Source organism: Mesorhizobium sp. P2_D5 (assembly GCF_056404355.1).
On sequence record NZ_JBFUEE010000010.1, the window covers coordinates 185,110 to 211,530 of the forward strand.

Consider the following 26,421-nt stretch of genomic DNA (forward strand, 5'->3'; position numbering starts at 1 on the left):
GGGCCGCCTGCGGACGTGAAACCCGCAATGCAAAAAATTGTAAGCTACTTTCATGGCCCCAACTCCTCATTTCCAACGAGCCGGAGAACTGATGTGAAGGAAGCTATGACGGCGTTATGTGGTGTCACGGTATGAAGGTCGTCATCTTTAAAATAATACTGCGTGATCCCGCCGAAAGTGTCTGGTGAAATCGGATTGCGAGCATTCGGGTTGTGAAATATTTGCAGTTCGTCCGACCAAAATTCCTCGTAATCTGGGGACAAGACGTTTTCGTTAAAGGGAATACCTACATATGCATCCGGTGACGGATCGTAGCGATACCCGTGGCGAAAATACATGTGTTTGTCGGGAATAAAGCCTGCGCGAAGACCCATGCGGTTGAATTTCGGCAGGGTGCCCGCATTGGAAAAAAGCACAGCTGATACGTTCTCTGCGCCGAGTAGGTCAAAGAAGCCTGTTGGAATGGTCTTGCCGCCATAGATGTGCTCGTCTCCTTTCACCATGCGCCAATATCCGCCGCCCTCTTCTTTTGCTTCGAACACAACGCGCTTACCATAAAGATATGGCCAAAGTGCCGAGTGGCTGTAGGTCATCGAACCCAACTTTTCTAAGTCAGCCGGTTTGTGGAAGTCCGCGATAGCGATGATGAAAGGCTTCCCCCTGGTTTCAGGACGATCCCAGTAAGGTTCTCCCGCAGCATTCTTTTTGTTCAGCTTACTGGTCAGACTCGAGCCAAATTTCATCGGCATATAGTTCTTCAAGAATTCTGCTTGTTCTTCTGGTGTTGTCGGCTCGGGATGCACCGCCAGCGGTCCAGCCATAGACGGAGAGACTGCTGTAGCCTCGACAGTGAAAGCAATCCCTGGTGCACGGCATGAAAAGTCTGGTGCTTCGGGTTGCGTAACGTCGAAACCAAGTTCTCTGAAGGCCGCCCATAGATAGAGTTCCCAGATTCTCTGATCGAACGCCGTGGTCTGAAATTCTTTGACGAAGTGCGGATCGGAAGGCGCGAGCCAAGGCCCGATCTCTCTCAGAGCTGCGCGAGCCGGCATATGTCCGGCATCGTTCAATACCTCGAAGTAAGGATGCAGCTTCTCGCCATGGGTAACACTGAGAAGATCGAACGGCGCGTTTGGCTCCTCTCCCTGCCAACCGAAATCGGCGGGAATACCCTCCCGCACGAGCCTTGCCATTTCTCTGAGCATGATCTCTGTGGCTAAAGGTTCGCTCTTGATGCTGGCGTCTACACTGCAACACCTAAACCGCCCGATCCGGTCTCGTGCGAGTATCATCCAAACGAAGTCCTGATCGGTAAAGTCGAAACTGATCAGTCCAAGGATTCTCTCTTCTTGATCCGCCCAGTACGAGATTTCGCCCGACAATAGACGACTGACGGCCATCCGGACTCCGATCGAGAGCAGGTGAAAGCGGGCTTCGCTGAGCGGCTTTATGAGCTTCTCGTTTTCTGCGCGTTGTGCCGCACGCCTCTTTGCTTCACCCATTTTCCATCCTCCCACACCGTTACGACCAGAACTAACATCCTACTGAAACCGTCAACAAGAACAGGACAGGAATTTTGAATGCCTTGAGGTGGCCCGAAATCGGCGCTCTCTCGTCGGTCGGTGCATCGGGTGGGTTGCCGAAACAGTTCGCAGGATGCAACGTCGCGTCATGGTCAACATCTTCGTGGGCGTCACTGATAACGATTGGTTCCACTACCTCTCGGCTCGTCAGGTCGAGGAGGTAAATTTTTGGGCGCCGAGTGGCCGCACCAATTTCCGCGCTTTGCAACCCGGTGAGTTGTTTCTGTTTAAGCTGCATTCGCCGCAGAACTTCATTGTCGGGGGCGGAGTCTTTTCCCAGGCCTCGCTGCTCCCCCTCTCGATCGCTTGGGACGCCTTCGGCGAAAAGAATGGCTTCGAGTCGGTCAAGGAGATGCGGCGACGAATAGGTCGGTATCGAACCGGCGATGATCCCCGCATGGATCCGACTATTGGATGCCGCATCCTGACCAACCCGTTCTTCTGGACCCCAGACCGCTGGATACCGGTGCCCGAGAGCTGGTCCCGCAATATAGTGGTCGGGCGTGGATACGACACGGATGATGCAGATGGCGCCAAGCTCTGGGACGCGGTCTTGGACCGGGCCAGTCTCGCATTACCGGCCTCACCTGGTTCGGAGCGCTTCGGGGCACCCATTCTGGTTCGACCGCGGCTGGGTCAAGGCGCATTCCGGGTATTGGTCACAGACGCGTATGATCGACGTTGCGCGGTCAGCGGCGAGAAAACCCTCCCCATCCTCGATGCCGCTCACATTCGATCCTATGCGGACGGTGGAGAGCACGAAGGCCCGAATGGCCTTCTACTGCGAACTGACATCCACAAGCTCTTTGACCTGGRGTACGTGACCGTGGACAAGGACCTGCGCTTTGTAGTGAGCGGCCGGCTCAAGACCGACTTTGACAACGGCAGGCACTATTACGACCTGCATGGCACGACGCTGCAGTTACCGATCCTGGCTTCAGTCCTGCCTTCTTCCAGCTCGCTGGAGTGGCATCGCCATAACAAGTTCCTCGGGTAGCTGAGCGTCTATGGATCGCATGTATCTTCGTCCCACCCACGCTTGGCATCAACTGCAGGCATTCGGCTCGGCTTCACCTGTTAGGAGACCTTAGTAGGCCGGTGCGGCCTGGATGCTGGGCCTTTGGATTCTGGCGCCACCAAAATTCAACCGTGACAGGGATGCCCCACTTTTTGGCAAGGCGGTCGACCTCTTTCCATGCGTCAGAGGCGGACTGGCCCTGCACCGAAATACCTAGGTCAGGGTGGTACTTGAACCCCTCGTCCTCGAACTTGGCGGCCTTGGCCGGGATCCCCAGTTCACGAACAAGCTTGTCGCCCTCGAGGCCCTTTGCCTTGAGTTGCGCAATCATCGTTATCAGGATTGACGACCATCTCGGGCTTGGGATCGCCTTTCCGTTGATGGTGGCCGACAATGGTTTCGTGAAAGCCAGACCGGGTGGGACGTTGAACTGTATTGCGCCGCCGGCCGAGACCACAGCTTCCTCGGGCTCCTCGTCGCGCTCCAAGCCGAGCTGGTCCATCGCCTCCTTCACGACACGATCCAGCGTATCGGCGGGCGTTTTAGTGCCGAACCAACTCGCGATGAGCTTCAAATCCGCAAAGGTGGCGTCGTTAATTCTCACGACGGGCATCATGGGGCTCTCCTGCGTTCGATAGGAGATATGTTACATATTTCATGGTAAAGGAGCAAGAGGATATGTTACATATTTCATCCGCACGACAGATTTCACTATAGGCCTATCTTTCAGCATTCGCTGAACGAGACATTTTGGGTGAAATGACTTGTGCGATTTCAACGCATGTGCCATTTTCAGCGAATGTTGAAAACTGCGGAATCGATGAAAACTCTGGAAAGGCAAGCGGCGGACGCCCTCACCGCGCTCTTGCAACGCGTCCCTGCGCTTGTTGTCGACCATGTCGAGATTGAACCAGCCGGCGGCGCCGACCGTGGCGTCGACATCGTGGCGCATGTGGTCGTTGCAAATCGCCGGCACACGCTTGTCTGTGAGGTCAAGTCGAGCGGCCAGCCCCGCCATGTTCGTGTGGGATTGCTCCAACTGCGCAACTACGCTGCCCATTTCGAGGGGAGCGCGATACCGATTTTTATTGCTCCGTACCTCTCTCCAGAGGCTCAGGCGATGTGCAGCGACTACCAGGTCGGATTTCTTGATCTAGCCGGCAACGCTAGGATTATCTTCGACGGCGTCTTCATAGAGCGGCTGGTCGACAGCAAGCCAAGCGCGGAACGACGGGAACTCAAATCCCTCTTCAAACCCAAATCTGCGCAGGTATTGCGGCTTTTGCTGCGAGACCCGGACAGATCGTGGCGCGTTGCTGAACTCGCCGAAGCTTCGGCGGTCAGCCTCGGTCATGTCAGTAACGTCCGCTCCGCCCTTATTGACCGCGAATGGGCAAAGGCATCTTCCGATGGCCTGACATTGATCGAGCCAGACGCGTTACTTGAGGCTTGGCGCGAGGCCTATGAACCGCCCGCTGGGCGGCGATTGCGATTCTATTCGCCGCTCCACGGAGCTGGCTTTGAGACAGCCGTGCGCGGCGCCCTTAGCGCGCGGCCGGAAGCGGGACTAGCGATACTCGCGTCGTTCTCGGCAGCACAATGGTTGTCGCCATACGGGCGAAGTGGCACGCAGTACTTCTATGCCGATGACGACGGGCTCGCACGGCTGCACGATGCGATAAAGCTGTCTTCGGCATCCAAAGGTGAAAATGTGCTGGTCACTTTGCCCAAGGACGCAGGCCTCTTCCGGGATGCCATCGAGCCTGTGCCGGGCATTATGTGTACTGGTCCGGTGCAAACGTATCTCGACCTGGCGGCGGCAGGTGAGCGCGGGCGCGAAGCCGCGGACCATTTGCGCCAGGAGAAGCTCGTATGGCACCGCTGACTCCTCCAGAGCCGCAATCGGCGGCCGATTACGACGACCGCACCACAGCGGCTGTGAAGTCAGTCCTAGTCGAGATCGGCCAGATACTGGGAAGCTTCCAGGGGAAGTTCGCGGTCATCGGCGGAGCCGTGCCATGGCTCTTGCTTGGAAACGAAGACATGCCGCATGTCGGAACGCTGGATGTCGACCTCAGTCTTGACGCCGAAGCGCTGGGTGATGGCGAATATACTACGCTGATCGGCGCGCTCATGGGCCACGGGTATGAACAGCGCGCCGAGTTGAGGCGCTTCCAACTCGTTCGGCAAGTGCCGGCTGCGGATGGCGGAGGTCCGATCGACATCGTCGTCGATTTCCTTATGCCGCGAGACGCGGAAATCGTCAAAAACGTACCGCCGCTGATCAGCGAGTTCGCAGTGCAACGCGCCGATGGCGCGGACCTGGCATTACGTTTCTATCAGATGGTGGCGATCACAGGGCCCATGCCAGGGGGCGGCACGAACCGCGTGGAAATCGCCGTCTGCTCGATTCCAGCCTTGCTCGCGATGAAGGGCCATGCCCTCAACGGCCGCTACAAGCAGAAAGACGCCTACGACATCTACTACTGCGTTCGGAACTACCCTGAGGGCAGCGAGGCGCTAGCCGAAATCTGTCGGCCCCTGCTGGATCACGCCAGCGGCGCGAAAGGCTTCGGCTTCATTGCCGAGAAATTCGATACGGCCGACGGCTATGGTCCGACTTGTGTTCGCCAGTTCGTCCAAGAGACCGACATCTTGGGCGATCGCACGGCCGACCAATGGCAACAGGACGCTTTTGGTCAGGTAGACGCCTGGCTCCGAGCGCTCGGGTTGCGGGGTTGAGATGATGGCGGCCGCGCGAGAGGCTGACAAGATCGCCGTTTCAGACCTGACCGATCTCATCGCCGGCGCCAACGAGAACCTGGGCGTCGAATTCAAAGCCTGGATGGATACAGGACAAGCCGAGCACAGAGCCAAGCTCGCCCGCCATATCGCGGCGCTTGCCAATCATGGCGGTGGCTATCTTGTCTTCGGCGTCGACGACAAGACCCGCAAGCCACTTGGTGCCACCGACCTGGCGTCTTCCTTGTTCGGGCAAGACGCTCTCTCCAGTATCGTGAAGAAGTATCTCGAGCCACGATTGCAATTGCTGGTCCAAGGCGCCGAGTTTGAGGGAGTGACATATCCGGTCGTTGTGGTGCCCTCGCATGGGTCGCGCCCCGTCGTCGCCATTGCAGACGGTCCGCAAGGCGCGAATGGCAGGCCGACCGGCATATCCCAAGGCACGGTTTACATCAGGGCGGCCGGTCCCGAGAGCGTGCCTATCCGAAGCGCCGATGATTGGAACGCCCTTCTGGAGCGATGCCTCTCGCATCGTGTGGACCTCTTGGGAAAGATCCTGCGGCAGTCGCTGGGAGGACGGTCGCAACCAGACGTCCGCATGGTCGAGTTGCTCGTCGCGGCGGTGTCAGAGGCGGCCGCTGATTTCACCGCGCAAACCCGCCTTCTGGCCGAGCGGGTGGAACCCAAGTATCAGCCGCGAGTACTGGAAGCAGGCGATAGCTTTTCAGCCATGGGCTACGCCTTGGTCGATGCCGACGGCGACCCGATCAATATTGAGAACCCGCGGGCGCTGAACGAGCGCGTCTCCGTGGCGATGCATCGCTACGCCTATTACGGATGGGGTTCGTTCCTTCCCCTCACCGTGCCGGAACGCGCGCCGCAGGTGCGAATGTCAACATTGGCTGGCAAGGAAACCACCTATCTTGAGGGCATGCGAGTGGAAAACACCGCCCTGATCTCAAGCGCATTCGATTACTGGCGAATCTACGAATGCGGCATCGCGGTCAGCGTGGAATCGTTTCGCGACAATTGGTCGAGAGAAGGCCAACCACCACCACCCAAACATTTGACGCCGCTTTGGACGCTCGTAGCGATCCACTCGTTGCTCGCCCATGCCCGCCTCATGGGTCAGGAACTACCCGGGGTCGCGCAAGTCATCGTCAGAATGGATTGGCGCGGGCTCGCCGACCGCGTTCTCATGTGGGAGAGCTTCCGGATGGTCGCCTCCAGCAAGCTCGCGGACGATCGATTTGCCAGGACGACGACGCTGCAATGGACTGACCTGCGGGACGATTACTTTGGGGCGCTCCGTCGCGTGGCCCTACCCTTCTTGAGCGTATTCGCAACGCATGGCTGGTTCCAGCCAGAGAGCTGGCTGACGCCTGAGGCGGTGCAAAACGAGTTCAAGAGGCTCGAGGTCAGCACGATGAGATTGTTCGAAGAATGATCGCAGCAGCGACGCGATTTGATTATCGGGCACCGATCCAATCAATTTCTCAAGACTGTCCAGCTGAGAGGACACGATAGACGAACTTCCGATCTGGACGTTGGCTGGCGGGCATAGTCTTATCGATGCGAGTATCGGCACTTGTTTGTCGGGTGGATGACGGCGGCACGACCGTCAGAAGAGGGGGACGAGTGGAGGCGGAGGGGAGCAAGACGACGCTGCTCGCCCGTGCTCGCCTTGCTGCGCGGGATTTGGCGCGTGGGGCCACCTCACCGCAGGCCCGCGCCGATGCATGCCTCGATCTGCTTGCAGATCTCGGCGTGGACGAACGGCTCGAGCCATTCCGAAAGGCGCTCCATGCTCTGCCAGTCGACGAGCGTCATTACTGGATCGGGACCCTCTACACGCTCATGTTGCCAGCCAAGGTTCGGCGGTCGCAAGCCACCTACTTTACCCCCCCAGCGGTTGCAGATGCGGTCGTCGATTTCGCCATTGAAGCCGGATTTGATTTGTCTAGCGATGACGTTCTCGATCCGGCGGCGGGTGGCGCGGCCTTCCTCTCAACAATCGCTGGGCGAATGACCTCGGCGGGTCTTGCTGCACGCGAGGTTGCGTACCGGCTAAACGGCATCGAAATCGACGCGGGCCTCGCGACCCTGTCACGCAGGCTAATAGCCGAACGGCTGAAGGCACCCCTACCGCGGGATGTAATTCTCATAGGGGACGCGCTGCGTGTACCGATCCCGGCCTCTTATGGGTTGGTCATCGCGAACCCGCCATACGGCAGAATGTCGATGGAGGAGGTCCGCGGAAATGCATGGCGGCGGGTCGCCCATAGCGGGCACATAAACAAGTATGCCCTATTTGCAGAACTCTGCTTCCGCAACGCGAAGCCCGGCGGGATCGTGGCGCTCGTCATCCCGTCGAGCTTTCGTTCGGGCTCGCTCTATGATCGCATGCGCCAGTTCATTCGGTCCCAAGGCGAGGTCCTTACCATCGGCTCGATCGCGGGTCGCGACGGGGTCTTTCTTGACGTGGCCCAGGACATCAGTGTGCTAGTAGCACGCAAGGGAAAGGCACATCGCCCGGACGTGAAGGTTCGGTTCCCAATCATCGGCACGACGTCGCCGGTGGCGACCGTTGTCGCGCAGGTTCTTCCCGCCAAGTCCGAGGACGCTTGGCCGCTGCCGCCGGTCGACCCTGAAACGATTGGCGGTGCGACCCTGGCCGATTATGGCGTAACCGCGAAGGCAGGATATTTCGTCTGGAACCGTGAAGGGGCTCGGCTTGTGACGAAGCTCGGACGCCTGGACGGCTTTCCGTTGGTATGGGCAAAGAACGTTCGAGCGGGGCAGGTGTGCCGACCCGCAGGCAAGCAGGGTACGAAGATGGACTTCGTTACCTTCGCTGAAGCAAGCGCAGCCGTGGTCCGGACGCCTGCAGCTGTCATGCAGCGCACGACAAACGACAAACAGCCACGACGGCTTATCGCGGCAATAGTCGATCCTGCAATTGTGGTGCGATGGGGCGGCTTCGTCACTGAAAATCATACGATCGTTCTCACCGCCGAAAGCCCCAAACGGCTGGCCCTTGCCGTGAAGCTGCTCAACACGAGTGCCGTCGATCAGCGATACCGCCGTGTCTCAGGAACGGCCGCGGTTTCTGTCACGCTGCTCCGGCAACTCGATCTTCCGACGCCGACGGCCTTCTCAGTAGCGCTACGCGAGACCGACGGAGATGCAGAGGCCGCGGCATTGGCCGCGTACCACAGCCAGCCAGAATCGGTTGATGCGTGATGGCGCGGTATCGACCCTTTGACCGCGCGCCGGGGACTGAGCTCAAGGACCGGACCTCGCAACGCCAAACGCAGCTCGAGAAGCGGGCAGGTCTCACCTCCAAGATGGCGTCGATGGCCTCGCGCCGAGCTGCGGAAACGGTCTTGGTCCCGGAACCTATCAAGCGACCGCCCCGGAACGTCGAGGGGTATATGGAGGCTCTTGCCGGGCAGCCGCTACATCGACTTGGATCCCCCGAGCCGGTCGTTCTCACGCCGGCCTATGAGCGGCTTGTCCGCTCAGCTGCCGAAGTGGCCAGCGATGGGTCGGCGCAGGTGATCATGCCGTGGCCCGCGACACGTATGTCGCCATCGGCGATCGTCTCCCTGCTGTCGATCGGCGCCATCTGCAGCGCCGAGCCCGTCGAGATCACAATCAAAAACGGACGCTCGCTCAGTCGGACAAGAGCCGACGAAGTGCGTGCTGTCGTATTCCCCTATGCCCGGAGCACACACGCGCAGGCACGCGCTGTTCAGGTTGATCGGCGTGGTATGGGCGAGGTGCATTTCGACCACTTGAAGCGCTATCTTGATGGGGTGAGCGACGCTGCCAAGGACTACCACCAAGTTCTGGCGCGTGTCCGCAAGCTGACCGGGAGAGCGTCGGACGGTCGGGACTACGCCGAGTTCGAGCATCCGATCCTCGACGAGATAGTGCCACACGGTCCACCGAGAGGAGAGCGACCTTCTAACAGCTCGGTGCTCTGGCGAACGCGGAGCAAAACGGACATCGCGACGCACAAGCGGTCCGGCGACGCGGACAACCCCTTAAAGGCGGCATACTATCTCTACACTATCCGAGCCGGGGATCGGCTCGGCGTGGAGCTGAGGGCGATCACGAGGGCGCCCGACTTTCTGATTCTTGACCTTTCGCGGAATGCACGCGACCGGCTGGGATGGAACTGGCTGAAGCACGCTGCGGACATGGTCGGCTGCATGCGGGAGGTCCATCCAACCGCCGGCATTCTCGTGCTCGCGGACGATCCGTGGACATACCAAACTGCTCGATTTCAGCTTCTCGGAACGAAACAACCTGGACGCAAAGCCAAGGTGACGCCGGCCGTGGGACACGTCGTCTACTCGCCCACCACCGGGATCGTTCAGGACACTAGCCAGCCGAAACTACAGTTCGAGGGCGGCTCACGAATAGAAGTCGACGGCTTCTTCGGCGACGTCGACCGGAATATCGAGCGGCTCCGTGGGCTCGCGCACAGGCTATCTGAGATGGGGGATCCGGCCGGGGCCGAGACGGCGCGAAACATGATCGCCACAGTTCGGCGCTCCGCCTGCCTGCCGGGATCGATCGCCGATCTCAGCCGGTTTCTCGAGCGGGAATCATCGACTGCGACGGCGAATGATCGACTGGCGACGTATCGCGTTGCGGCGGATGTCGCGTCCCTTTGCGACCCTCGCAGCCTTGCCAGCCAGGCAGATGCGGAGACGCAGGTCACTGCTGAGACAACTGGCATCATGCGTTCCCTTGAGCGCGCGACGCCGATGTCGACTCTACTAGCAGAGGCGATCCAGCCGGCCCTTCGCTCCAGCTCCCGGTCAGCCTTTGTTTTCCGCTCCGACATGGTGGCCGAGTTCGCGGCGGACCGGTTGGCGGCGGCGCATCCAAGACTGACGGAACGGCTCGACAACGGGATCATCCGCTTTGGTGGCGCGCGCGTGCTAAGCACCATCACGGCGATGCCCAGCTCACTACGCAATCAGTTCAAGCGAGCCATTGTTGTAGCGCCGACGCGTTCGGCGATCCTGGCGACACTGGCCGAACCGTGGCTGCCCGAGCAGGTCGTGATTCTCGCTGACGCGGATACGCTAGCTTTTGCGGCGAGGGACGCCGACCGGCTGGCGCAGGAAATCGACGTGGCCCCGCTTGCAGTCCGGCTCCAAGCGTTCGCGGCTCGAGCGACCGCGCGCGTCGGCGAGATTGGGCGACACGCGGTGCAGCTCGATTCCGAGATGCCGACCGATGACATCGAATTCCCGCCCGGTTCCGTGGTCGACTTGAGCGGAGGTTCTCGAGGCGAGCGCCGCCTGGTTGAAATAATCATGAATAATGGACAGCGCATCATCGCACGTGCGTCGACAGGAATCGTCTTGCGCAACGACAGCGCCGCGACGACCTCCTTCATCGAGCGACCGGCCTCGCAGGTTCGCAAGGGCGAAGAGGTTTGCGTGATAGGGCCGGGCTTTGTCGAGCGGGCGCGCACGCTCGTAAATGTCCGCGCTACCGCCGCGGCCGAAATTCGCGAATACCATCTGCAGGTCGCCAACCGCTTCGGCGCCATTGCCGGAGATTCAGTCAACGAACGCCTGCGGGTCGTCGTGTCGCAGATGGGTGAACCGCCTGTTTCAATCGAAACCGCGCGCTACTGGGTCGATCTTGACGACGAGCTCGACAAGCCACTCCACGACGTGGTGCCGCACGCGCCGCACGATCGCGAAACATTCACGCGTTTCACCGGTGTGCTCGGGATAGGCCCCAAGCTGGCGGAGAGCTTCTGGCTGTGGGCAGTGGTCGCGCAGCGCTCGCATCGCCTGCGCTCGGGCAACATCTTCCATGACGCCTTCCGTGGTATCCTGACTGACCCTCATGCCGCGCTCGCCAGCAATCGCGACCGGAGTGATGACATTCGTGCACTCCGGAGCATGGCCGAAGAACACGTGGCTACCGTGGCGGACACACGGAGCTTGGAGGCGACGTGAAGGGACATTCGGACAAGCAGCTGGGTGAAATCGACGTCGAGCTCAAGGAGGCAGTGTGCGACGCGTTGGTCAACGCACTCGTCGCCAGAGTCAGCGGTGGCGACGAGCGCGGGCGCACCATTCTCGGCAGCTCGCCCCGTCGTGGGGTCTTCGCAGGGCAGCTGCTCCCACGGTTCGATGTTGGCGGCGTCGTGGACGAGACATCGGACATCCGGATCGCCGCGGTCGGCGTAGACCTTGTCGTGGGCGCCGGGACTCGCGCGACTATCCGCGTCACGCCGCGGTTCTCGGTCTATGTGCGCGTCATTCCACTCTGGAAAGACCTCGTAGCCGGTGGTGGTGAGCTCGACTTCGACTTCAGACTCCGCAAGAGCATCCAGCAGCAGATTGACGACGCGATCCGCACAGAGCGCGTGCCAGCGCTGCAGGCAGCCGGAGTTGATCGTCCCGATTGGAAGGGAATGGACGAGGCGAAGCGTTCGAAGGTGCGTGCGCAGCGTGCACAGATTCTCGCGGGGATCCGGACCAAGGCGTATGCGGCGCACGGCATCAAACTGCTGTCCGGAGAACCCGTTCCACCGGACGCCGAGCCAACCCCCGACAATGTGGTGGAAGATCCCAACACCCCCGACGACAACATCGCTCAGCCGGCACCGATTGCGCGCCTTGTGCGCGAGAGCCGCGCAATACCGTTGCAACATGTCGACCCGGCACCAATACCCGGGAAATGGCGTCGGCTCGATCTGGCCCTTCCAACCATGGAGTTTGCCACCGATGCGGACGACTCAACGCTGACCGGGACGGTCGATGCGTACAACATGAGCCTAGCAAACGCGGTCCCGGCGCAGCTCGATGCATGGGTTACCGGCAACGGGGTCACCGAAGCCTGGCGTGACGCCACGGTGCAGCCAGGCGAGACGCTCGACGAGGCAAGGTGGACCGCGGCCATGGCCGCGCTAGCCGCCCAACCGGTCGATCGCGCTCGCGTTGTGCCGGATCTCTCGCGAGTGGTGCTGAAGGTGGAGCGGCAGGCAGACTTCCTCGACCCGAGCCGGCTGTCGCTGCGCGTCATGCTCGACAACCAGTCGCCCGAGCCGACGCCACGAGATGCRCACGGTCGGTGCAACACGGTTTTTGGCGCAGGTCTTTCGTTGACGCTGCCGCAGACCGCACACCGACCCCTTCGGCTGGACCGCGTGGAACCGTCCTACCGCTTCCGCGACCATCTCGACTATCCTGCGATTGGCCTGAACTGCGGCATTCACGCCGACGTTGCCGCCGGCGAACTACATCTCGCCACGACGGCCTCGCCGCGCTTTGCTCAGCCGCGCATCGTCGCTCGCCAGATCGACCTACCGTTCCAGTTCGCCATCCTCAAGAGCCCAGGGTTCGACGCGACCAAGCTGTTCGAGCTGCCGCGAGCCTATGTTAAATGGATCGATGAGCAAGAGGTTCGCCTTAAAGACACGGTGACGGCGGGTCTCGACCGCGCCGATGCGGAGATCGAATCCGCCCGACTGCGAAAAGATATTGCCGCACAGCGCGCCGAGGCCCGCTACATCGAGCGCGGCGTCGAGATGCTGATCGCGTCCAAAAAAGCATATGAAATGCTATCGGGGCTCRCCGGGGCGGATCGCGAGGCCCTCGAGCCCCGGGCCGCCCCGTGGCGCGCCTGGACCATGACCAACGAGGCCTTCGCTTTGCGCGACGCGCACGACGCCAAGCGAGGCTGGCGACTGTTTCAGATGGCGTTCGTCCTCGCCCATGTCCCGGTATTCAGCTCTCGGATCAAAGAGTGGCGGGAGTACCATGATCCCATGCTGGACGAGGACGGCGTCAGCCTGCTGTATTTTCCGACCGGAGGTGGCAAATCCGAGGCGTTCTACGGCACGTTGCTGTTCGCCATGTTTCTCGACCGGCTGCGCGGAAAAGATCGTGGCATAACGGCCATGATCCGTTACCCGCTGCGCCTGCTGACGCTTCAGCAGGCGCAGCGTCTCCTCAAGCTGGTAGTGCGGGCTGAACTCGTGCGTCGCCGGCACGCTGTGGGAAACTGGCCGTTCGAGATGGGGTTCTGGGTCGGAAACCAGAACACGCCCAACCATTATCGTGCATTCCGCGCTGACATCCCGCTGGCGAGCGATCGGGAGTTCGCCGACGACAGCGAGCTTGACGGGGAGTCGGGAGATGACGAACAGAGTGCACAGGGTCGGCGCTACGTCGAGGCGCGCGAGGCTTATGACAAGATCCCCGAGTGCCCGGTATGCGGCCAGCCAACCGGGCTGAGGCGTGACGAGGGCGAAGGCCCGCTGGGTAAGCGAGCGGTGATCGTCTGCTTCAACGAGAGCTGCGAGTGGAATCGGGAGCATGGCGGACGGCATCCGCTGCCGTTCCTGCTGACAGATGATGCAATTTACGCTCGAGCACCTGCGATCGTGCTTGGGACCGTCGACAAGCTGGCCATGCTGGGCCAGCACACGGCCACGATCAGCAAGGTGCTCGGCATGTTCGGTCTGGCCCGTCGAATCGACCGGTGGGGCAACCTCGACACACCGCGACGCGAGGATGACCTCCGGCGCGATCCCGCCGAAGACGACAATTTCAACGTCTTCCCCGCGTACGCCAAGGGCACGCGTGTCTTCCACGACCCGTTCCCCTCGCTCGTTATCCAGGACGAGGCGCACCTGCTCGAGGAAAGTCTCGGCACTTTCAGCGGGCTGTTTGACTCCCTGCTTGAGACGATCCTTGAGGACGTGGCCGAGATGGCCGGTGACGGACTCCAGGTCGCGCGCCGTTGGAATGGTGACGGGTGGGGCGCGCCGCGAATGCCCAAGGTCATCGCGGCGACTGCCACCATTTCGGCCCCCGAGCGCCAGCTTGAGACACTCTATCAGCGCGTGCCTCTGCGCTTTCCCTATCCAGGGCCAGATCTCTACCACTCGTTCTTCGCCGAACCTGCAGCTCCGCCAGCCGGCAACGAAGGGCGCGTCGCGCTCGCTGCATCTCTCCCGTTCGCGCAGGCGCCGGAGCAAACAGCGCCGTGGATGCGTCTCTACGTATCCCTCATGACCAACGACGCCACCCACACGGTCACGACCGTTGGCGTGCTGTCGGCGTTTCACAGCATCATCACCGCGCTATGGGATGGAATGCTCGACGAGGGCAGCCGCCCCGCGGCCGTTGCCGCTATCCGGGACGCGGTTTCTCCGGGCGCGACCGGAGATTGGCATCGCGCGGCCATTGATCGCGCTGTCGCCCAAGGTCGTGCCGGCGAAATCATGGCGCTCGTCGACCTCCATCGCATTGCGCTCGCCTATGTCACCAACAAGAAGGGTGGCGACCAAATCATCGATGCGTTGGGTGCGGCGGTTGAACATCAACATAGGCGCATCGGGCGCAGCCACGCCGCGTTCGAAAGCCGATTGATCTCGGGTGGGATCGATATGAAGGACATCCAGGCGGTGATGGAGGATGCCGAGAGATCGTTCGCGGGCGGCGACTATCCCGACATTGCAACGACCCTCCGCAACATTGTCGCCACATCGGCGATCAGCCATGGCGTGGATGTGGACCGGTTCAACAGCATGTTTTTCGCCGGCCTGCCCTCCGACATCGCCGAGTACATCCAGGCCTCGAGCCGTGTCGGCCGTACACATGTAGGATTCGTGATGCTGTTACCGACGCCCCAGAACCGTCGCGACCGCTACGTTATCGAGACCCATGACATCTTCCACCGCTTCCTTGAGCGGATGATCGCACCACCCGCCGTCGAGCGATGGGCAGAGAACGCAATCAAGCGGACCATGGCCTCGTATGTTCAGGCCTGGGCCATGCTGCGCGAGGCGCGGGAATTTCTGGCGCAAGACGATGGCCGGAAAGCAGAGGTAAGTCACATGGACCAGATCAGCCGGTTCGCCACCTTGGCACAGCGCAACCACGTCGCGCTTTGCGAGGCGTTGGGCGGGTTTATGCTGCGGGCCAGTGGTTTCGCCGGCAAGGGTGCGTCACAGCTCGGCGCTCCGCACTACGAGGACTTCTACCGCGCCTTGGTAGAGAAGCAGGTCGACACGTTCGTACGGGACATCTCGAGCCGGGGCACGATCGCCAGCCTGCGGGAGTATTGGGACGACCTCCCGGCGTTCCGACCGCCGATGACGTCGCTGCGCGACGTCGATGAGGCGGGGTACATCGTGGCGGCGGCGCGCGATCCACTGGCGCGGGGGCGATCGACCGATGTTGATCGGCAGGATCTAGCCAAGGTGATGCGCGCGATCAGGACCCAACGCGGCACAGCCTCAGAAATGGACGCAGACGGAGGCGGCAATGAGCGAGGGTAAAGGCACGGGCGGAGACTGGCGCACATCCAACCGGCGGCCGTCGGCTTTCGGCGGTGCAAGGCGCGAGCCGGACGCGCTAGAGCCGCCGACCATGTCGCGATCGCGGGTCCAGCTCGCCAGCTCCTATGCGCCGGGAGTGCTTATGACGTGGGAGGGAGGAAAGGGCATATGCCGGTCCGTCCCACTAGCGAACGACATCACCAAGCAGCTCAACCGCACGACGATCGATCTCGTGTTCGAGAACCTGAGTGACTTCGCCACCAATTGGCGCGATCGGGCGATGAAAGCCGTTCCTGACGCCCTGCCCGAACTCGTGCTCGACGCCCCCTTCCGGGATTCCCGGACCGGGGAGGTCCGGATCGAGCGGGGCGATTTTCAGATGACAGGACCGGACCGTGTTGGCTACGTCCCCTATCCCCTCGTTTACCGCTGCGGCATCTGCGGTTCGACCCGTGAATACGAGAGCATCGCGGATCAGGCGAGGCAGCCGCTGCCAAGAAAGTGCAACGGACACGATGCCCGTTGGACCCAGATCGACGTCGTTTATGTGCATTGGTCGGGCGAGATTCAGCCCCTCAGCCCGTTCAACTACAACTTTGATCCGCAGACCGGCGGCACGCGCCAGATCAGGATGTGCACCTGCGGTTCAACCAGCTTCAAGCTGCGGAACGACGCCCCGGTATTCTCGGAATGGCGCTACGTCTGCGAGGGCTGTGGCGACACACGCCCGCTCAAGAAGGCCGAGCCCGAGGTGTTGGCCAGGCTGCAAACCGAGCAGAATACCAGCGGTCGCGCCTTCCAGTGGATCGAGGTCAACATGCTGCCGGTGTCCTACCGGGCCAACTCGACCTTCTACCCACAGCGCACCAGCTTTATCGAATTCCAGGATAGCGCCGTCGTTGAACTGATGACGCCGCCGCGGGTCGGCGAGCTGGTGGCGAAGCTCGCCCAAATTCATAACATCCCGTTCGCCGAGCCAGCGGAGGACGAGGTGCAGAAGACGGTTCAGGCCGACCCGACGCACCGGGGCGACTGGGACGACTATCTTAGCTTCCTCGAGATGGCTCGCCGCGCCGAAGAAAGCGGTCGGCCAGAACGCGCGCGGTCATACCGCGACAGCGCACACGAGTTGCGCGAGGGCTGGTTCGCTGCTGGCATCGTTGAACGCGGCAGGCTGGGCAGCGCAGGCGTCCTGAGGGCCATCACGCAGCGTGAGGATTGGACACGCCGCTATGATCCAATCAGGCTCACCATCCAGCACGATGCTTTCCTGCGCGAGCATGTCGAAGAGGCAATGGCCCGACACGCGGCGGTCGACGTGATGGACCCCGACATCACTTTGACCGACGTCGTCAACGATCCCCAGCGCAAGGCGCGCTACCAGGCCAATATCGGAAATCTCCTGAAGCACTTGGGCGTAGAGCGCCTGGTGATCGTCCGCAATCTGCCGATCTGCGAGTTCAGTTTCGGCTTCACGCGAGTTTCCGCGATGCCCGTCTACAAGCGAGAGCATCAGGGCACGAGCGTCGACATGCCGGTGCGCCTGAAGGCGTTCGACCAACTGCCGATCCAAGGTACCAAGCGACCCATATATGTGACCCAGCAGCAAAACGAGGCACTCTATTTCAAGCTGGATGAGGCCAGAGTGACCCGCTGGCTTAAGGCCAACATGGTCACCGACGTGCCCGACGATGGACTCGGCCGAGGCTATCTGGAGCGCTACGAGGATTTCGGCCCGTTCCTCGAAATGTTCAAGGACCGAGAGGGCAGTGGAGGCTATCCGCGCACAGTGCCGGCGTACGTTTACCTGCTTCTCCACACCCTGTCGCACCAGATGATGCACTCGCTTGCCGACTCGTCGGGCGTCGACCGCGATGGCATCGGCGAGCACATCTTCCCGGCGGACCTTGCCTTTGTGATCTACCGCAAAGGCATGACCCCTGACCTTGGCAACATCTCCGCAATGTGGCGCAACCACGCCGATGAGTTTCTGCGCCGCGCAATCGATCCACGCATGTTGCGATGTGGATCAGGTAGCCTATGCGACGCCAGGGGCGGCGCTTGCCCCGCATGCGTCATGGTATCCGAGGTGAGCTGCATCGCGTCCAACCTCCTGCTGTCGCGCGCCGTCCTCAAGGGCGGCAAAGGCCCGGAATGGGAACCCCGATCGGCGCCCGACCTAGTCGGCTTCTTCGACGCGGCCGTGGCGCAATGACGAACGAAGTATTCATTTCCCCGAGAGCCACAGCTAGGCTCGTCGTGACGATGCCACCAGCGCCTAGTCGATTGGCGGATGCGCTCGCCGCCGACATAGCAAGTGATTACGTGACCCTGACGCCCACAACCGACGCCTTCAGGCATCTCGCGTCGCTGGCGCGCCAGCGATTCACGGTGATGATCCCTTACGTCGACAAGGTAGGCGCCGCCTGGGCCGCCGAACTATTCGAGACGACGGAGGCAATCGAGCGCATCCTGGTCATCAGGGACGCGTCGCAGCTCAGCAGCTGCGCAGAGGCGGGGCGCCGCCTTGAGAGGGCGACCACACGCATCATCGACTATGGCGGCGGCGACCTGACGCAAGAGACCTTTCACGCAAAGATTGTGCTGGCTGATGGGGTCGCCGCCTACGTCGGATCGGCGAACCTCCTCCGGCGTTCAAAGGCAGCTAATCTGGAATGCGGGATGTTGGTCGAGGGGCCGGCTGTGCATGCGGTCAAGGTTCTAGTCGACGCTGTGGCCAACATGGCGGAAGCAGTTTCCACCCGGCGCTGAGCCCGAACTCAACTGCGCGAGGCGGTCAGCTATGACCCAGAGGCGGGCTCTGGTCTCGGAAAGGTGCGTCGTTGGAATGCTGTTCCGGACCAAGCATCACGTTCACGCAACGCCTGACGGCATCCTGGCGGCTGACATAGGCTGGGTGGCGATCCACGCATCGATGCGCGCGATCATCTCAGGGGTCATGCGTATGGTAATGCGTTCTTGCAATGTGAGCGAAGCCCCACAGATCATCAGGCCGCAGGCGGTGGTCGAAGGATATACGTTAGCGTCTCGAATGGCACGGCGGTTTCATGCGGACGGGCACGGCAAAAATGCCGGGGCGGTCCGGTGGACAGGATCTGTCGAGGGCCGCCCAAATCGAGGCTCGTTTGGCGCTATTCGACGATAACGTCATGTGTCAGTAGCTCTGTCTCCATAAAACGCAAGGTGCGCAAGTCGATCGACACATAGAGCTTGAGCCGGGCACGAGTGCGTGACGAGGTCTCCAGCTCGGTCGGGATAATGTCATCGTCCTTGTCGCGCAATTCGGCTTCGTCTAGATAGCGCACCCTTACGTCAAGGATCGTGTTTGCCTGCAAGATCAGTCCGATTTTGGCGTCGTCAAACGCCGCAACATCGTAGTCATCGACGCTGACGATTTCTTCAAGCTTCGCCCCGATGACAGCGCCCTCGGTCAGCGGCCCATAATAGGTGAAGTTCACGAAATCCAAGTCGGCCTCTATGGCTTCCATCAGTTGGTGGTCGAAACCGGGCGCGGCGAAAATCTCATCCGCTATCGCTTCGAGATCCCCTCCGCTTTCCGCCGTTGCGGCAGCAAGAACCTCCTCTATGGTCTGCAACGCAACGAGGGTGTCGTGGCTTTCGGCGGCGCGACGCAGGGCGGCATCTCCGCTGACGACATACATCGAGATCTCGTTGCTTTTGCAATAACGCGCGAGACCCTCAATGACGAAGGCGTCGGGAAATTCCTTGCTGCTGCGGTCATCAAATGGCGGCCTACCTGCGAAGTAGCGATCGAACACGAAGCGCGCGGGAACCTCGAGTGCCAGAATGGAGTGGCTGCGGAAGCGCTTGACTAGGGCCTCCGTGAAGCCGGCGCACGCGACGTCGGCAAGGACCAAGCCGTCGACCTCGTTCACGGTGACGTTGTCGCGTCCGCTGATTTGGGCAATCCGATTGAAGTCCCTGGCCAGCCGTTTCGCCTCCGCCGCCTTCTCGAGTACGGTTTCCTTTGTAGGACGATGCGCCCTCGCTCGATCTCTTGAGCGAGCAGTGTGAAGGGCGTGTTGGAAATGTTGAAGCCGGCCCGGCGATAAACCTCAGTGTCGAGGAAGACGTGCCGCGTCCGCAGCGGCTCTGTCGGCTTGCGCACGGGTTTGGTCATGTGTTCTCCCCGGCTTCTGTGTCGACCTACGGTATGCCCTAATCTACCGCGTCTGTCGTCAATGCAGCTCTATGCGTCGCGAGCAGCGGCGAGGAGTAATCGCTGATACTTTGGCAGGTCCGCGACGGCGGGGTCCGCCTCAAGCAATCGGTCGAGCACTATCTTCAGGCTGTAGACACTTCCTGGCTCACCAGCGCCCACTATCGCGTCCAAGAGGTCCAATAGTTTTCTGGGGGCCAGTTTGTAGAGCGCCGGGTTGGCGTCTCTTAAAGAGAACACGGTTGTGCCCCTGGCCGCTGGCTCTTGGGTGATTAGGGGAATCACATCGTCGACCGCCTCGGGGAACGCCTCTCCCGTGGCCCTTAGCATCTGAACCAGCTTGAAGTTGGCCCTTGGCGTTTGGAGTTCGGCGTCGAGGGGCCACGTGCCACGAAACACCGGCCCAACAACCTCGCGCCAAGTTTTGAGCTTTTCGGCCGGCGCCGCTGCTTCCATCTCAATGGCGAAGCGGTGTCCTACCTGCCAAAGGGCATTGGATCCTATCCGGCGAAGCGCTGCTCTGGACTCGACCGGTGTTAGTGGATAGCCGGCGTTGTAGGCCTGATTGCTGAACAGTGGAACGACGAGCCAGTCGGCGTAGTCTTCCTTCAGCTTAGCGGGAATATCGGCCCGGCCAAACATCTCAAGGAACGATATCTTGGTCAACGCAAAGAGCGCAGGTGGGCCGATTGAGTTCGCGTAGCGACGGGCGCTCCACGCAGCGAGCGCGAGAGATTGCCCCCAATCAAACAAAGGCAGGAGATGGCCGGTTGTCCACTCTGGTGTTCGAGCGTACAAAAAGGCGACGTCCGCGGCCAATCTGACGCGGACAAGTACGCCATTGTGATCGGGTAACTCGCAGACCGCGTTCAGTCTTGGCTCGATTTTCTCAATGAACGCCACGTCGCCCTCGGAAGACGGCATCTTCTTGAGGATCGCTTCGGCAAGGTTCCCCACCGGGGTATTTATGGCCTGATCGAAGTAGCGTGCTGGATCATGATCGTCCTCTTCGTCGGGCAGGTTCGCTAGAACCTTGTCCCAAAGCATCCAAAAACTATCCCCCAGCGCGAGCCCCTGCGGCGTGTCCAGCCAGTTTGCGACCGCACCGACGATGTCGCCAAAGGAGGCCATGGGCCATTGGAGAAGCGTGGTTGCTAGCTCTTCGTTGAAAGCCGGGTTGAGCGGCGAGGCCTTGGACCAAAGCAGTGGACCCCAGGTTGCGGCATTCCATCGACCGGCGTGGGCTTCGGCCGCCAATCCGCGCAGCGCTCTGTCTGGGTCGGCGTTGCACAGGGTCGTCCAATTGTTGCCGTCGCCAAAACGCGCGTGCGCGTCCAACCGCAACGCTGTGCCTACAAGTTCGACGTCGCTTGCGGCTTCAAGGTCGTGCAAATCTGCAGGGTCGACTGAAGTGACTTCTCCCGTCCAGCTATGGAACCCCGCTTGTTCCGCCGGGCGAAGCTGCCACTCGGGGTAGCGCTGCACAATGTCCTCGTACGCCGCCAGAGTTGTCGGGGTCAGCGCGTACCCGTCTCGCTTGATATTGCCAATGGCGTCGTAGCGCGCACGATCGAGCATTCTTGAAACGTCGAGGCCTTCGCGCAATCCTTCGACAGGCGGCCCGGCGACGAGACGCTGCTCGACCGCAAGTCGAGTCTGTTCAGATAACTCCGGCCACCTCGCCTTGATAAGGCGTGCCACTTCAACAGTGCTGTTGGAGAAGAAGAACTCTTCCGTCGGAACACGCAGTAAGACCTCGCCTGCCGCCGCGGCCGATATTGCTGGATCGGCAGCGGCAAAGAGTGCCAAACGGCGGTTGAGCTTGTGCTGGCTTTCGCTCCATCTCGTGACAAATTTCCGGGCCTCGACGGGATCCTTCACGGCAAGGTGCGACCATACCTCCGCCATAACCCGGACAATCGGCAGGAAACCGTGGCGATAGTGGTTCTGTGGGTGATCCGCGACCGAAGGCACGTCGGAATCGGTCGCGCTATGTGCGCCGGGAACCTCGAGGCCGAGTTCGACAGCGTCCTCGAGCGTCTGGTCGAGGGCCTCAGTCAAACGCGTCAAGAGCCGAATGTCCTGTTCGACTGGAACGGTCGATGGCCAGAGCCGAACAATCTCTTCGGCATCTATGTTCTCATCGGTCTCGAAGTCCACCGCCATCAGGTCGCTCAGATCCGTAACGGGGGCGCCTCTGGTATCCTCAAGCGAAAATCTCTTCGACACCCGAACACTGGGACGCAGAAGATCGGTCAGCTGCGCAAGGATCTCCGGCGTGCGCTCGCCACGCGCCAGTCTTGGCTCGACGTCGAACCATCCGTTCCCGATGCCGTCACGTCCAGCGCTCTTAAGATGCCGAACAATGAGATTCCACGCGGTCGCGAACAACGGGTCTAGGGGTGATTGCCTGCGCTGCAGTCGGAAGGCTAGAAAATCCGCGACCTTCGTTCCAAGCAGGGCGATGTTTGCGACCGCGTCCTTGACGGCATCTGGGTTCTCGAGGTTTCGCTCGAGCCAGGAGACTATCCCGGGCTGATCGTGAACGACGAGCTTCAGGTCGGCGAGCGACGGCAGCCAGGCGAGAGATGGATTGTTGACGGCGAGCGTCGACGCCACATCTCCGTGCGCGATGAGGAAACCGAGCTGCTCACGCTCGAAGTCGCTGGTGTCGCTTGGTGCTTTGGCCAAAATCTCTGCGACACGGGCTTTGGCATAGTCGTTTGGATTGGTCGCATACTTTGCCCACTCGCGGATCGACGAGTAAAGGACATCATAGTCCGTCGCTTCAACGGCAATAATGCCCTTCGCCGCCCACGTTGCTTCGGATGCCGGTGTCCCCTTGTCGATCGCGTAGATTTTGCACAGGTCGGGAAAGCGCTCGCGGTCAACGTCCAGCGTTTCAAGCAACAGCCTCATGGCCGTGTCTTCTGCCTGGTAGCCGACGAGCACAAGGACTCCGGTGCGGGTGCGGTCCTCGATATATTGCGACGCCCAGCCGTCTCTCAAATAGGCGTCGCCGAAGTCGGCGCTGGTAAGGACCAGATCCGTCTCTGAAAGGTCAAGTTCCTCATCGGCGATGCGGCCGTGCAGGTGCAGGACGCCATGATCGGAAGCACCCGCCGGCTTCGGCAGAGCTTTCACAGCGTGGCTTGGTACTGGGGGAGAGGCTGCTCGCGATGCGTGCTCGAACAGAGTGTCGAAGTTGGTTGTAAGAAGGCGCGGCCGGCCGCTCTTATCTCGGGAAAGCACGAGTAGCGCCTTGTGATCGGCAAGATCTACTTTCGGGGCGGTAAGTTCCGCCGCGCAGGCGGCACGCACACGTGAACGATCACCCGATTTGAGCAATCGCTTCTCAAGCGCTCTCAGAACACGATCGTACTCGTCGCGACCGAAAGCGCGTTGCTCGGCCAGATCGTTATCTCGTGTCTCGCCCAGCCTTTGATAGATCTTCTCGGTTAGCTCCTTGAAGAGGGGGAGACCGACGCGACGTGATACTCCCGCGCCGCACAAGAACACGGCTCGGCCGGCGAGGGCATGCTCGATAAGCTCCTCGGGTATGTCTGGTCCATCTTCGATGAAGCGCATGCGGAGCGACGGTTCCTAGATGTAGCCGCGGGCCCGCGTGGCCTTGTACTGCGCGGAGCTTACGCCGGTAACGCTCTTGCCGGCGCAACGATCGTCGCAGGTATGGATTGCCCGCTCAAGCGACGATCGGCATTCTGATACGGTTGCGCCTGGCGTCACGCTGGGAAAACCTCTTCATCCTGACTGTCGGGCTCCTCGTCGTCAGCGTCAACAATCGGCAGCGTACCCGCTGCATGACCATGCCTGTCCAACAAGCCAGCGTCTTCGAGGGCTTCCAGATCGGGCAGGTCCCGAAGCGTGTCGAGCCCGAAATGCGACAAGAACGCCCTGGTGGTCACGTAGGTGAAAGGCGCCCCAGGCGTTGGGCTGCGCGGCCCGGCCGTGATCATAGCTTTGTCGCGTAATGCGCCGATCAGATCGCGGGAGACCTCGCGCCCGAGAATCTGGGCAACTCCAGCACGGGTGACCGGCTGGTGATAGGCGATCGAGACCAGCACCATGGCTTCGTTTTGCGTCACCTCCAGCCGACGCTCTGGCGATGCCGTAGACGCCTCGATGGCGAGGGCATAGGCGGGCCGCGTCCGCATCTGCCAACCGCCGGCAACGCTGACGATGTCATAGGGCTTGCCCCGTAAGTCGGCTCTTATGTCCTCGATCAACAAGTCGATGCTGGCCTCACGGCCGATGATGCGAGCGAGTGCCGGGCGATCGACCGGTCGCGGCGCGGCAAACAGGACCGCTTCGACACGGTTCATCCATTCTCGCCAGCGGGCCTCCGCCGGCAGCTCTGTCAGCTCGGGATCGAAGTCCATGCTCTCGGAGCGCTTTGCGGGTTTGGCCATCGTCACAGTCCATAGAGTCGAAACGTCGGCCGACCGCTGAGCTCGCGCACCGCGTCGAGGTCCCCAAGCCGCTCGAACAGGCGGCGCGCACTGCGATCGGTGAGGCGGGCGCCCGACCGCGAGGATGCGACTGCGTCATCCTCCAACAACCGCTTCACCACCTCGGCTGCGCCCTTCGCGCGCAGCCTCGGCGCAACGCTGACCAGATGCGCGGCGCGCGCCTCCAGTTCCACACCAAGATCGCAGGCTTGCGCCGCCGCCTGGGCATAGGCGAGCAATACTGCCCCACCCCAGCCTTCTCCTCCCGGTCGCACTCTCCGGCGACCATCACCAGTCTTGAAAGATGAGGAATTCACCTGGCCCATTAAGAGCGGCACTGCGACCGGCCAGCGGTGCTTTTTAGCCAGCAATGCGTCGGCGAGCCAGAAGGCCAGCAGTTCGGCGTCTGGGCGCGCCCGATAAAGCTCGGCGGCAAGCTCGGCAGCCAACAGCGGCGCCGGTCGTGACGACGCTGCCAGATCATCGGCGTTGCCCAGAACTTCGACGAGCGCGTCATCCCATTTAATTTCGAGATGCTCCGCGACCGGCCGCACCGCTGTCTCGTCCAGCCCGGGCGAGCGACTGGCCAAGCGTCGCCAGGCCAGCAGCAGGTTCCCTGCAGGCCCTGGGTCGTCGGCCGCAGCCCGGAAAAAGTGGGCATCGCGCAGAGCGCCCTCTTCCTCCGTGCGACCGAGCAGCCGGAGCGCAGCGCCGGCCGACTTGAGGGCCAGCCGTTGGCGCCAAACTCCGGCCCAGTCGGGTGAGCTGCGGACAAGATTGTCGAGCGAATTCAGTGCCGCACCGGCGAGATAGCCGGCATCGACGTCGCGATGGACATCGCCACGCGGCCGCGCCCATGCTGGCACTTTCGGCACCACAGGACGATCAACCGATGGCAAATCAGCTCGGGATTTCATCGTAGCAGGCTAACAGATGGCGGCGGTTTGCGCCACATTCTTTGCATCTAACCGCCCCACTCGCGGGCAACAAATAACGAATGATAATGTTGCATTATCGTTCGTTTCTGTGCTAGATGGGGAAATGGCCGTTTTCGTCGAGCAGAAGCCCAAAATTCACGCCCAGCGACCCTCCGGACCATCCCACAGCGCGACGGTCTTTCCTGGAACGGCTACGATAGCGCTGGTGCATCCCACTGACGCTTTTAAGCCTGCGGGCGCAAACCTGGCGCTGCCCGGTAGAAGATCACCCGCACCGACGGAACAAGCTGGCCGAGGTAATCGAAATCGCCAACATTGCCGGTCAGGACCGTCGCCCCGAGCATACCGGCCTGGTGAAAGATCAGCGCATCGTTGAGGAAGCGGCGTTCATGCCCCTTCCCTTTCGGCAGATGGCTCAGCCGGAACAACAGGCCGGCCAGCATGCCGGCGCGTCCCCAAGCGGTGGCGTCGGGTGCATGCAGCCGGTGCGCCGGAATATCCTCGATCGTATCCGCAACGGCTCCCAGGACCGACTTCGTCGTCGGGTGCGCCGGGTCGAGCCGGCCGAACACGTGGCTGAGCTCGGCAAGGCAGACGGCCGAGTGGTGACAGAGCCGATACGTCAGAAGGTTATCGACCGCTTCGGGCGTACGTCCCTGCAGGACATCCAGATAGACGCTGGTGTCGAGGAGCAATACGCCGCCGACAGGCGGCTGGTCACCTGCCCAGGACAGGGCGGAATCTGGTCGCCGTTCCAGCCCTGCCCTACGCCGCTGTGGTTTTAGGGACCGCAGTGCGCCGCCTAGATCAAATGCCAAGATCGATGTCCGCGGAGATGCTGCCCTTGCGGCCGACGAGCCGGGCGCCAAAATCATCCTCGAGGGCCAGCCGCGACAAGGCGAGCTCAAGCAGTTCGGTGTCGGAGGTCACATGGGCGCGCTTCTTTGCCGCCTCGATCAATTCCGACGGCACCCTGCCGGAAAGGCGTGTGTTCTTGGCCGCGCCAAGCAGGCCGACCGCCCTCGCCTGCTCAAGCACCAGACGGTTGCGGGTGTGGGCGATCCGCTCCTCGCTTGCGGCTGTCGCTGCGCCACGTATGGTCATCTTGGGATCTCCATCTGTTGAACGGAATATAAAGGA

General features: G+C 61.4%; 17 protein-coding genes. 9 read left to right on the forward strand and 8 right to left on the reverse strand.

Annotated elements, in window-relative coordinates; translation table 11 throughout:
- Nucleotides 1-50 precede the first annotated feature (50 nt).
- Entirely contained in the window at nucleotides 51-1,502 is a 1,452-nt protein-coding gene (locus tag AC1DYW_RS30850) for a hypothetical protein (protein WP_477228691.1), read from the reverse strand.
- Nucleotides 1,503-1,671: 169 nt separating this feature from the next.
- Between AC1DYW_RS30850 and AC1DYW_RS30855 the strand changes: the two genes are divergently transcribed.
- The gene (locus tag AC1DYW_RS30855; RefSeq protein WP_477228692.1) at nucleotides 1,672-2,580 is read left to right on the forward strand and encodes an HNH endonuclease; all 909 of its coding nucleotides are present in this window, start codon (nucleotides 1,672-1,674) and stop codon (nucleotides 2,578-2,580) included.
- 73 nt (nucleotides 2,581-2,653) lie between these two features.
- Here AC1DYW_RS30855 and AC1DYW_RS30860 read toward each other — a convergent pair whose 3' ends face one another.
- Nucleotides 2,654-3,217 carry a T4SS efffector SepA family protein gene (locus AC1DYW_RS30860; RefSeq protein WP_477228693.1) on the reverse strand — a complete coding sequence of 188 codons (564 nt, stop codon included), beginning with the start codon at nucleotides 3,215-3,217 and terminating at the stop codon, nucleotides 2,654-2,656.
- Between the two features lie 204 nt (nucleotides 3,218-3,421).
- On the opposite strand from AC1DYW_RS30860, the gene AC1DYW_RS30865 reads away from it, so the two are divergent.
- From AC1DYW_RS30865 to AC1DYW_RS30900, 8 genes are all read left to right on the forward strand, one after another.
- Nucleotides 3,422-4,486: a type IV toxin-antitoxin system AbiEi family antitoxin gene (locus AC1DYW_RS30865; RefSeq protein ID WP_477228694.1), complete on the forward strand. Its 1,065-nt coding sequence runs from the start codon at nucleotides 3,422-3,424 to the stop codon at nucleotides 4,484-4,486.
- On the forward strand, nucleotides 4,474-5,343 hold the full coding sequence (locus tag AC1DYW_RS30870) for a nucleotidyl transferase AbiEii/AbiGii toxin family protein (protein WP_477228695.1): 870 nt from the start codon (nucleotides 4,474-4,476) through the stop codon (nucleotides 5,341-5,343). Before AC1DYW_RS30865 ends, AC1DYW_RS30870 begins: the two co-directional genes overlap by 13 nt.
- Nucleotide 5,344: 1 nt before the next feature.
- A complete protein-coding gene (locus AC1DYW_RS30875; RefSeq protein WP_477228696.1) occupies nucleotides 5,345-6,790 on the forward strand; it encodes an AlbA family DNA-binding domain-containing protein in 1,446 nt (481 codons plus the stop codon).
- Nucleotides 6,791-6,981: 191 nt separating this feature from the next.
- Nucleotides 6,982-8,586, forward strand: coding sequence for an HsdM family class I SAM-dependent methyltransferase (locus AC1DYW_RS30880; protein ID WP_477228697.1), 1,605 nt, complete (start codon nucleotides 6,982-6,984; stop codon nucleotides 8,584-8,586).
- A gap of 191 nt (nucleotides 8,587-8,777) precedes the next feature.
- Nucleotides 8,778-11,336 (forward strand): hypothetical protein, encoded by a 2,559-nt coding sequence (locus AC1DYW_RS30885; protein WP_477228698.1) that lies wholly within the window; start codon nucleotides 8,778-8,780, stop codon nucleotides 11,334-11,336.
- Entirely contained in the window at nucleotides 11,333-15,673 is a 4,341-nt protein-coding gene (locus AC1DYW_RS30890) for a helicase-related protein (RefSeq protein WP_477228699.1), read from the forward strand. The genes AC1DYW_RS30885 and AC1DYW_RS30890 overlap by 4 nt, the downstream gene beginning before the upstream one ends.
- On the forward strand, nucleotides 15,660-17,888 hold the full coding sequence (locus AC1DYW_RS30895) for a hypothetical protein (protein WP_477228700.1): 2,229 nt from the start codon (nucleotides 15,660-15,662) through the stop codon (nucleotides 17,886-17,888). Before AC1DYW_RS30890 ends, AC1DYW_RS30895 begins: the two co-directional genes overlap by 14 nt.
- A gap of 71 nt (nucleotides 17,889-17,959) precedes the next feature.
- A complete protein-coding gene (locus AC1DYW_RS30900; RefSeq protein WP_477228701.1) occupies nucleotides 17,960-18,445 on the forward strand; it encodes a phospholipase D-like domain-containing protein in 486 nt (161 codons plus the stop codon).
- Nucleotides 18,446-18,825: 380 nt separating this feature from the next.
- Here AC1DYW_RS30900 and AC1DYW_RS30905 read toward each other — a convergent pair whose 3' ends face one another.
- The 6 genes from AC1DYW_RS30905 to AC1DYW_RS30930 all read right to left on the reverse strand — a co-directional run bounded on the left by AC1DYW_RS30905 (nucleotide 18,826) and on the right by AC1DYW_RS30930 (nucleotide 26,385).
- Nucleotides 18,826-19,590, reverse strand: coding sequence for a PIN domain-containing protein (locus tag AC1DYW_RS30905; protein WP_477228702.1), 765 nt, complete (start codon nucleotides 19,588-19,590; stop codon nucleotides 18,826-18,828).
- Nucleotides 19,591-19,904: 314 nt separating this feature from the next.
- Nucleotides 19,905-23,462 (reverse strand): SIR2 family protein, encoded by a 3,558-nt coding sequence (locus AC1DYW_RS30910; RefSeq protein WP_477228703.1) that lies wholly within the window; start codon nucleotides 23,460-23,462, stop codon nucleotides 19,905-19,907.
- A 155-nt stretch (nucleotides 23,463-23,617) separates the two neighbouring features.
- Nucleotides 23,618-24,304, reverse strand: coding sequence for an SMC-Scp complex subunit ScpB (gene scpB, locus AC1DYW_RS30915; RefSeq protein WP_477228704.1), 687 nt, complete (start codon nucleotides 24,302-24,304; stop codon nucleotides 23,618-23,620).
- Nucleotides 24,305-24,306: 2 nt separating this feature from the next.
- A complete protein-coding gene (locus AC1DYW_RS30920; protein WP_477228705.1) occupies nucleotides 24,307-25,221 on the reverse strand; it encodes a DUF1403 family protein in 915 nt (304 codons plus the stop codon).
- A gap of 284 nt (nucleotides 25,222-25,505) precedes the next feature.
- Nucleotides 25,506-26,099 (reverse strand): type II toxin-antitoxin system VapC family toxin, encoded by a 594-nt coding sequence (locus AC1DYW_RS30925; RefSeq protein WP_477228706.1) that lies wholly within the window; start codon nucleotides 26,097-26,099, stop codon nucleotides 25,506-25,508.
- Nucleotides 26,089-26,385 (reverse strand): hypothetical protein, encoded by a 297-nt coding sequence (locus AC1DYW_RS30930; protein WP_111543956.1) that lies wholly within the window; start codon nucleotides 26,383-26,385, stop codon nucleotides 26,089-26,091. Before AC1DYW_RS30930 ends, AC1DYW_RS30925 begins: the two co-directional genes overlap by 11 nt.
- Nucleotides 26,386-26,421 lie beyond the last annotated feature (36 nt).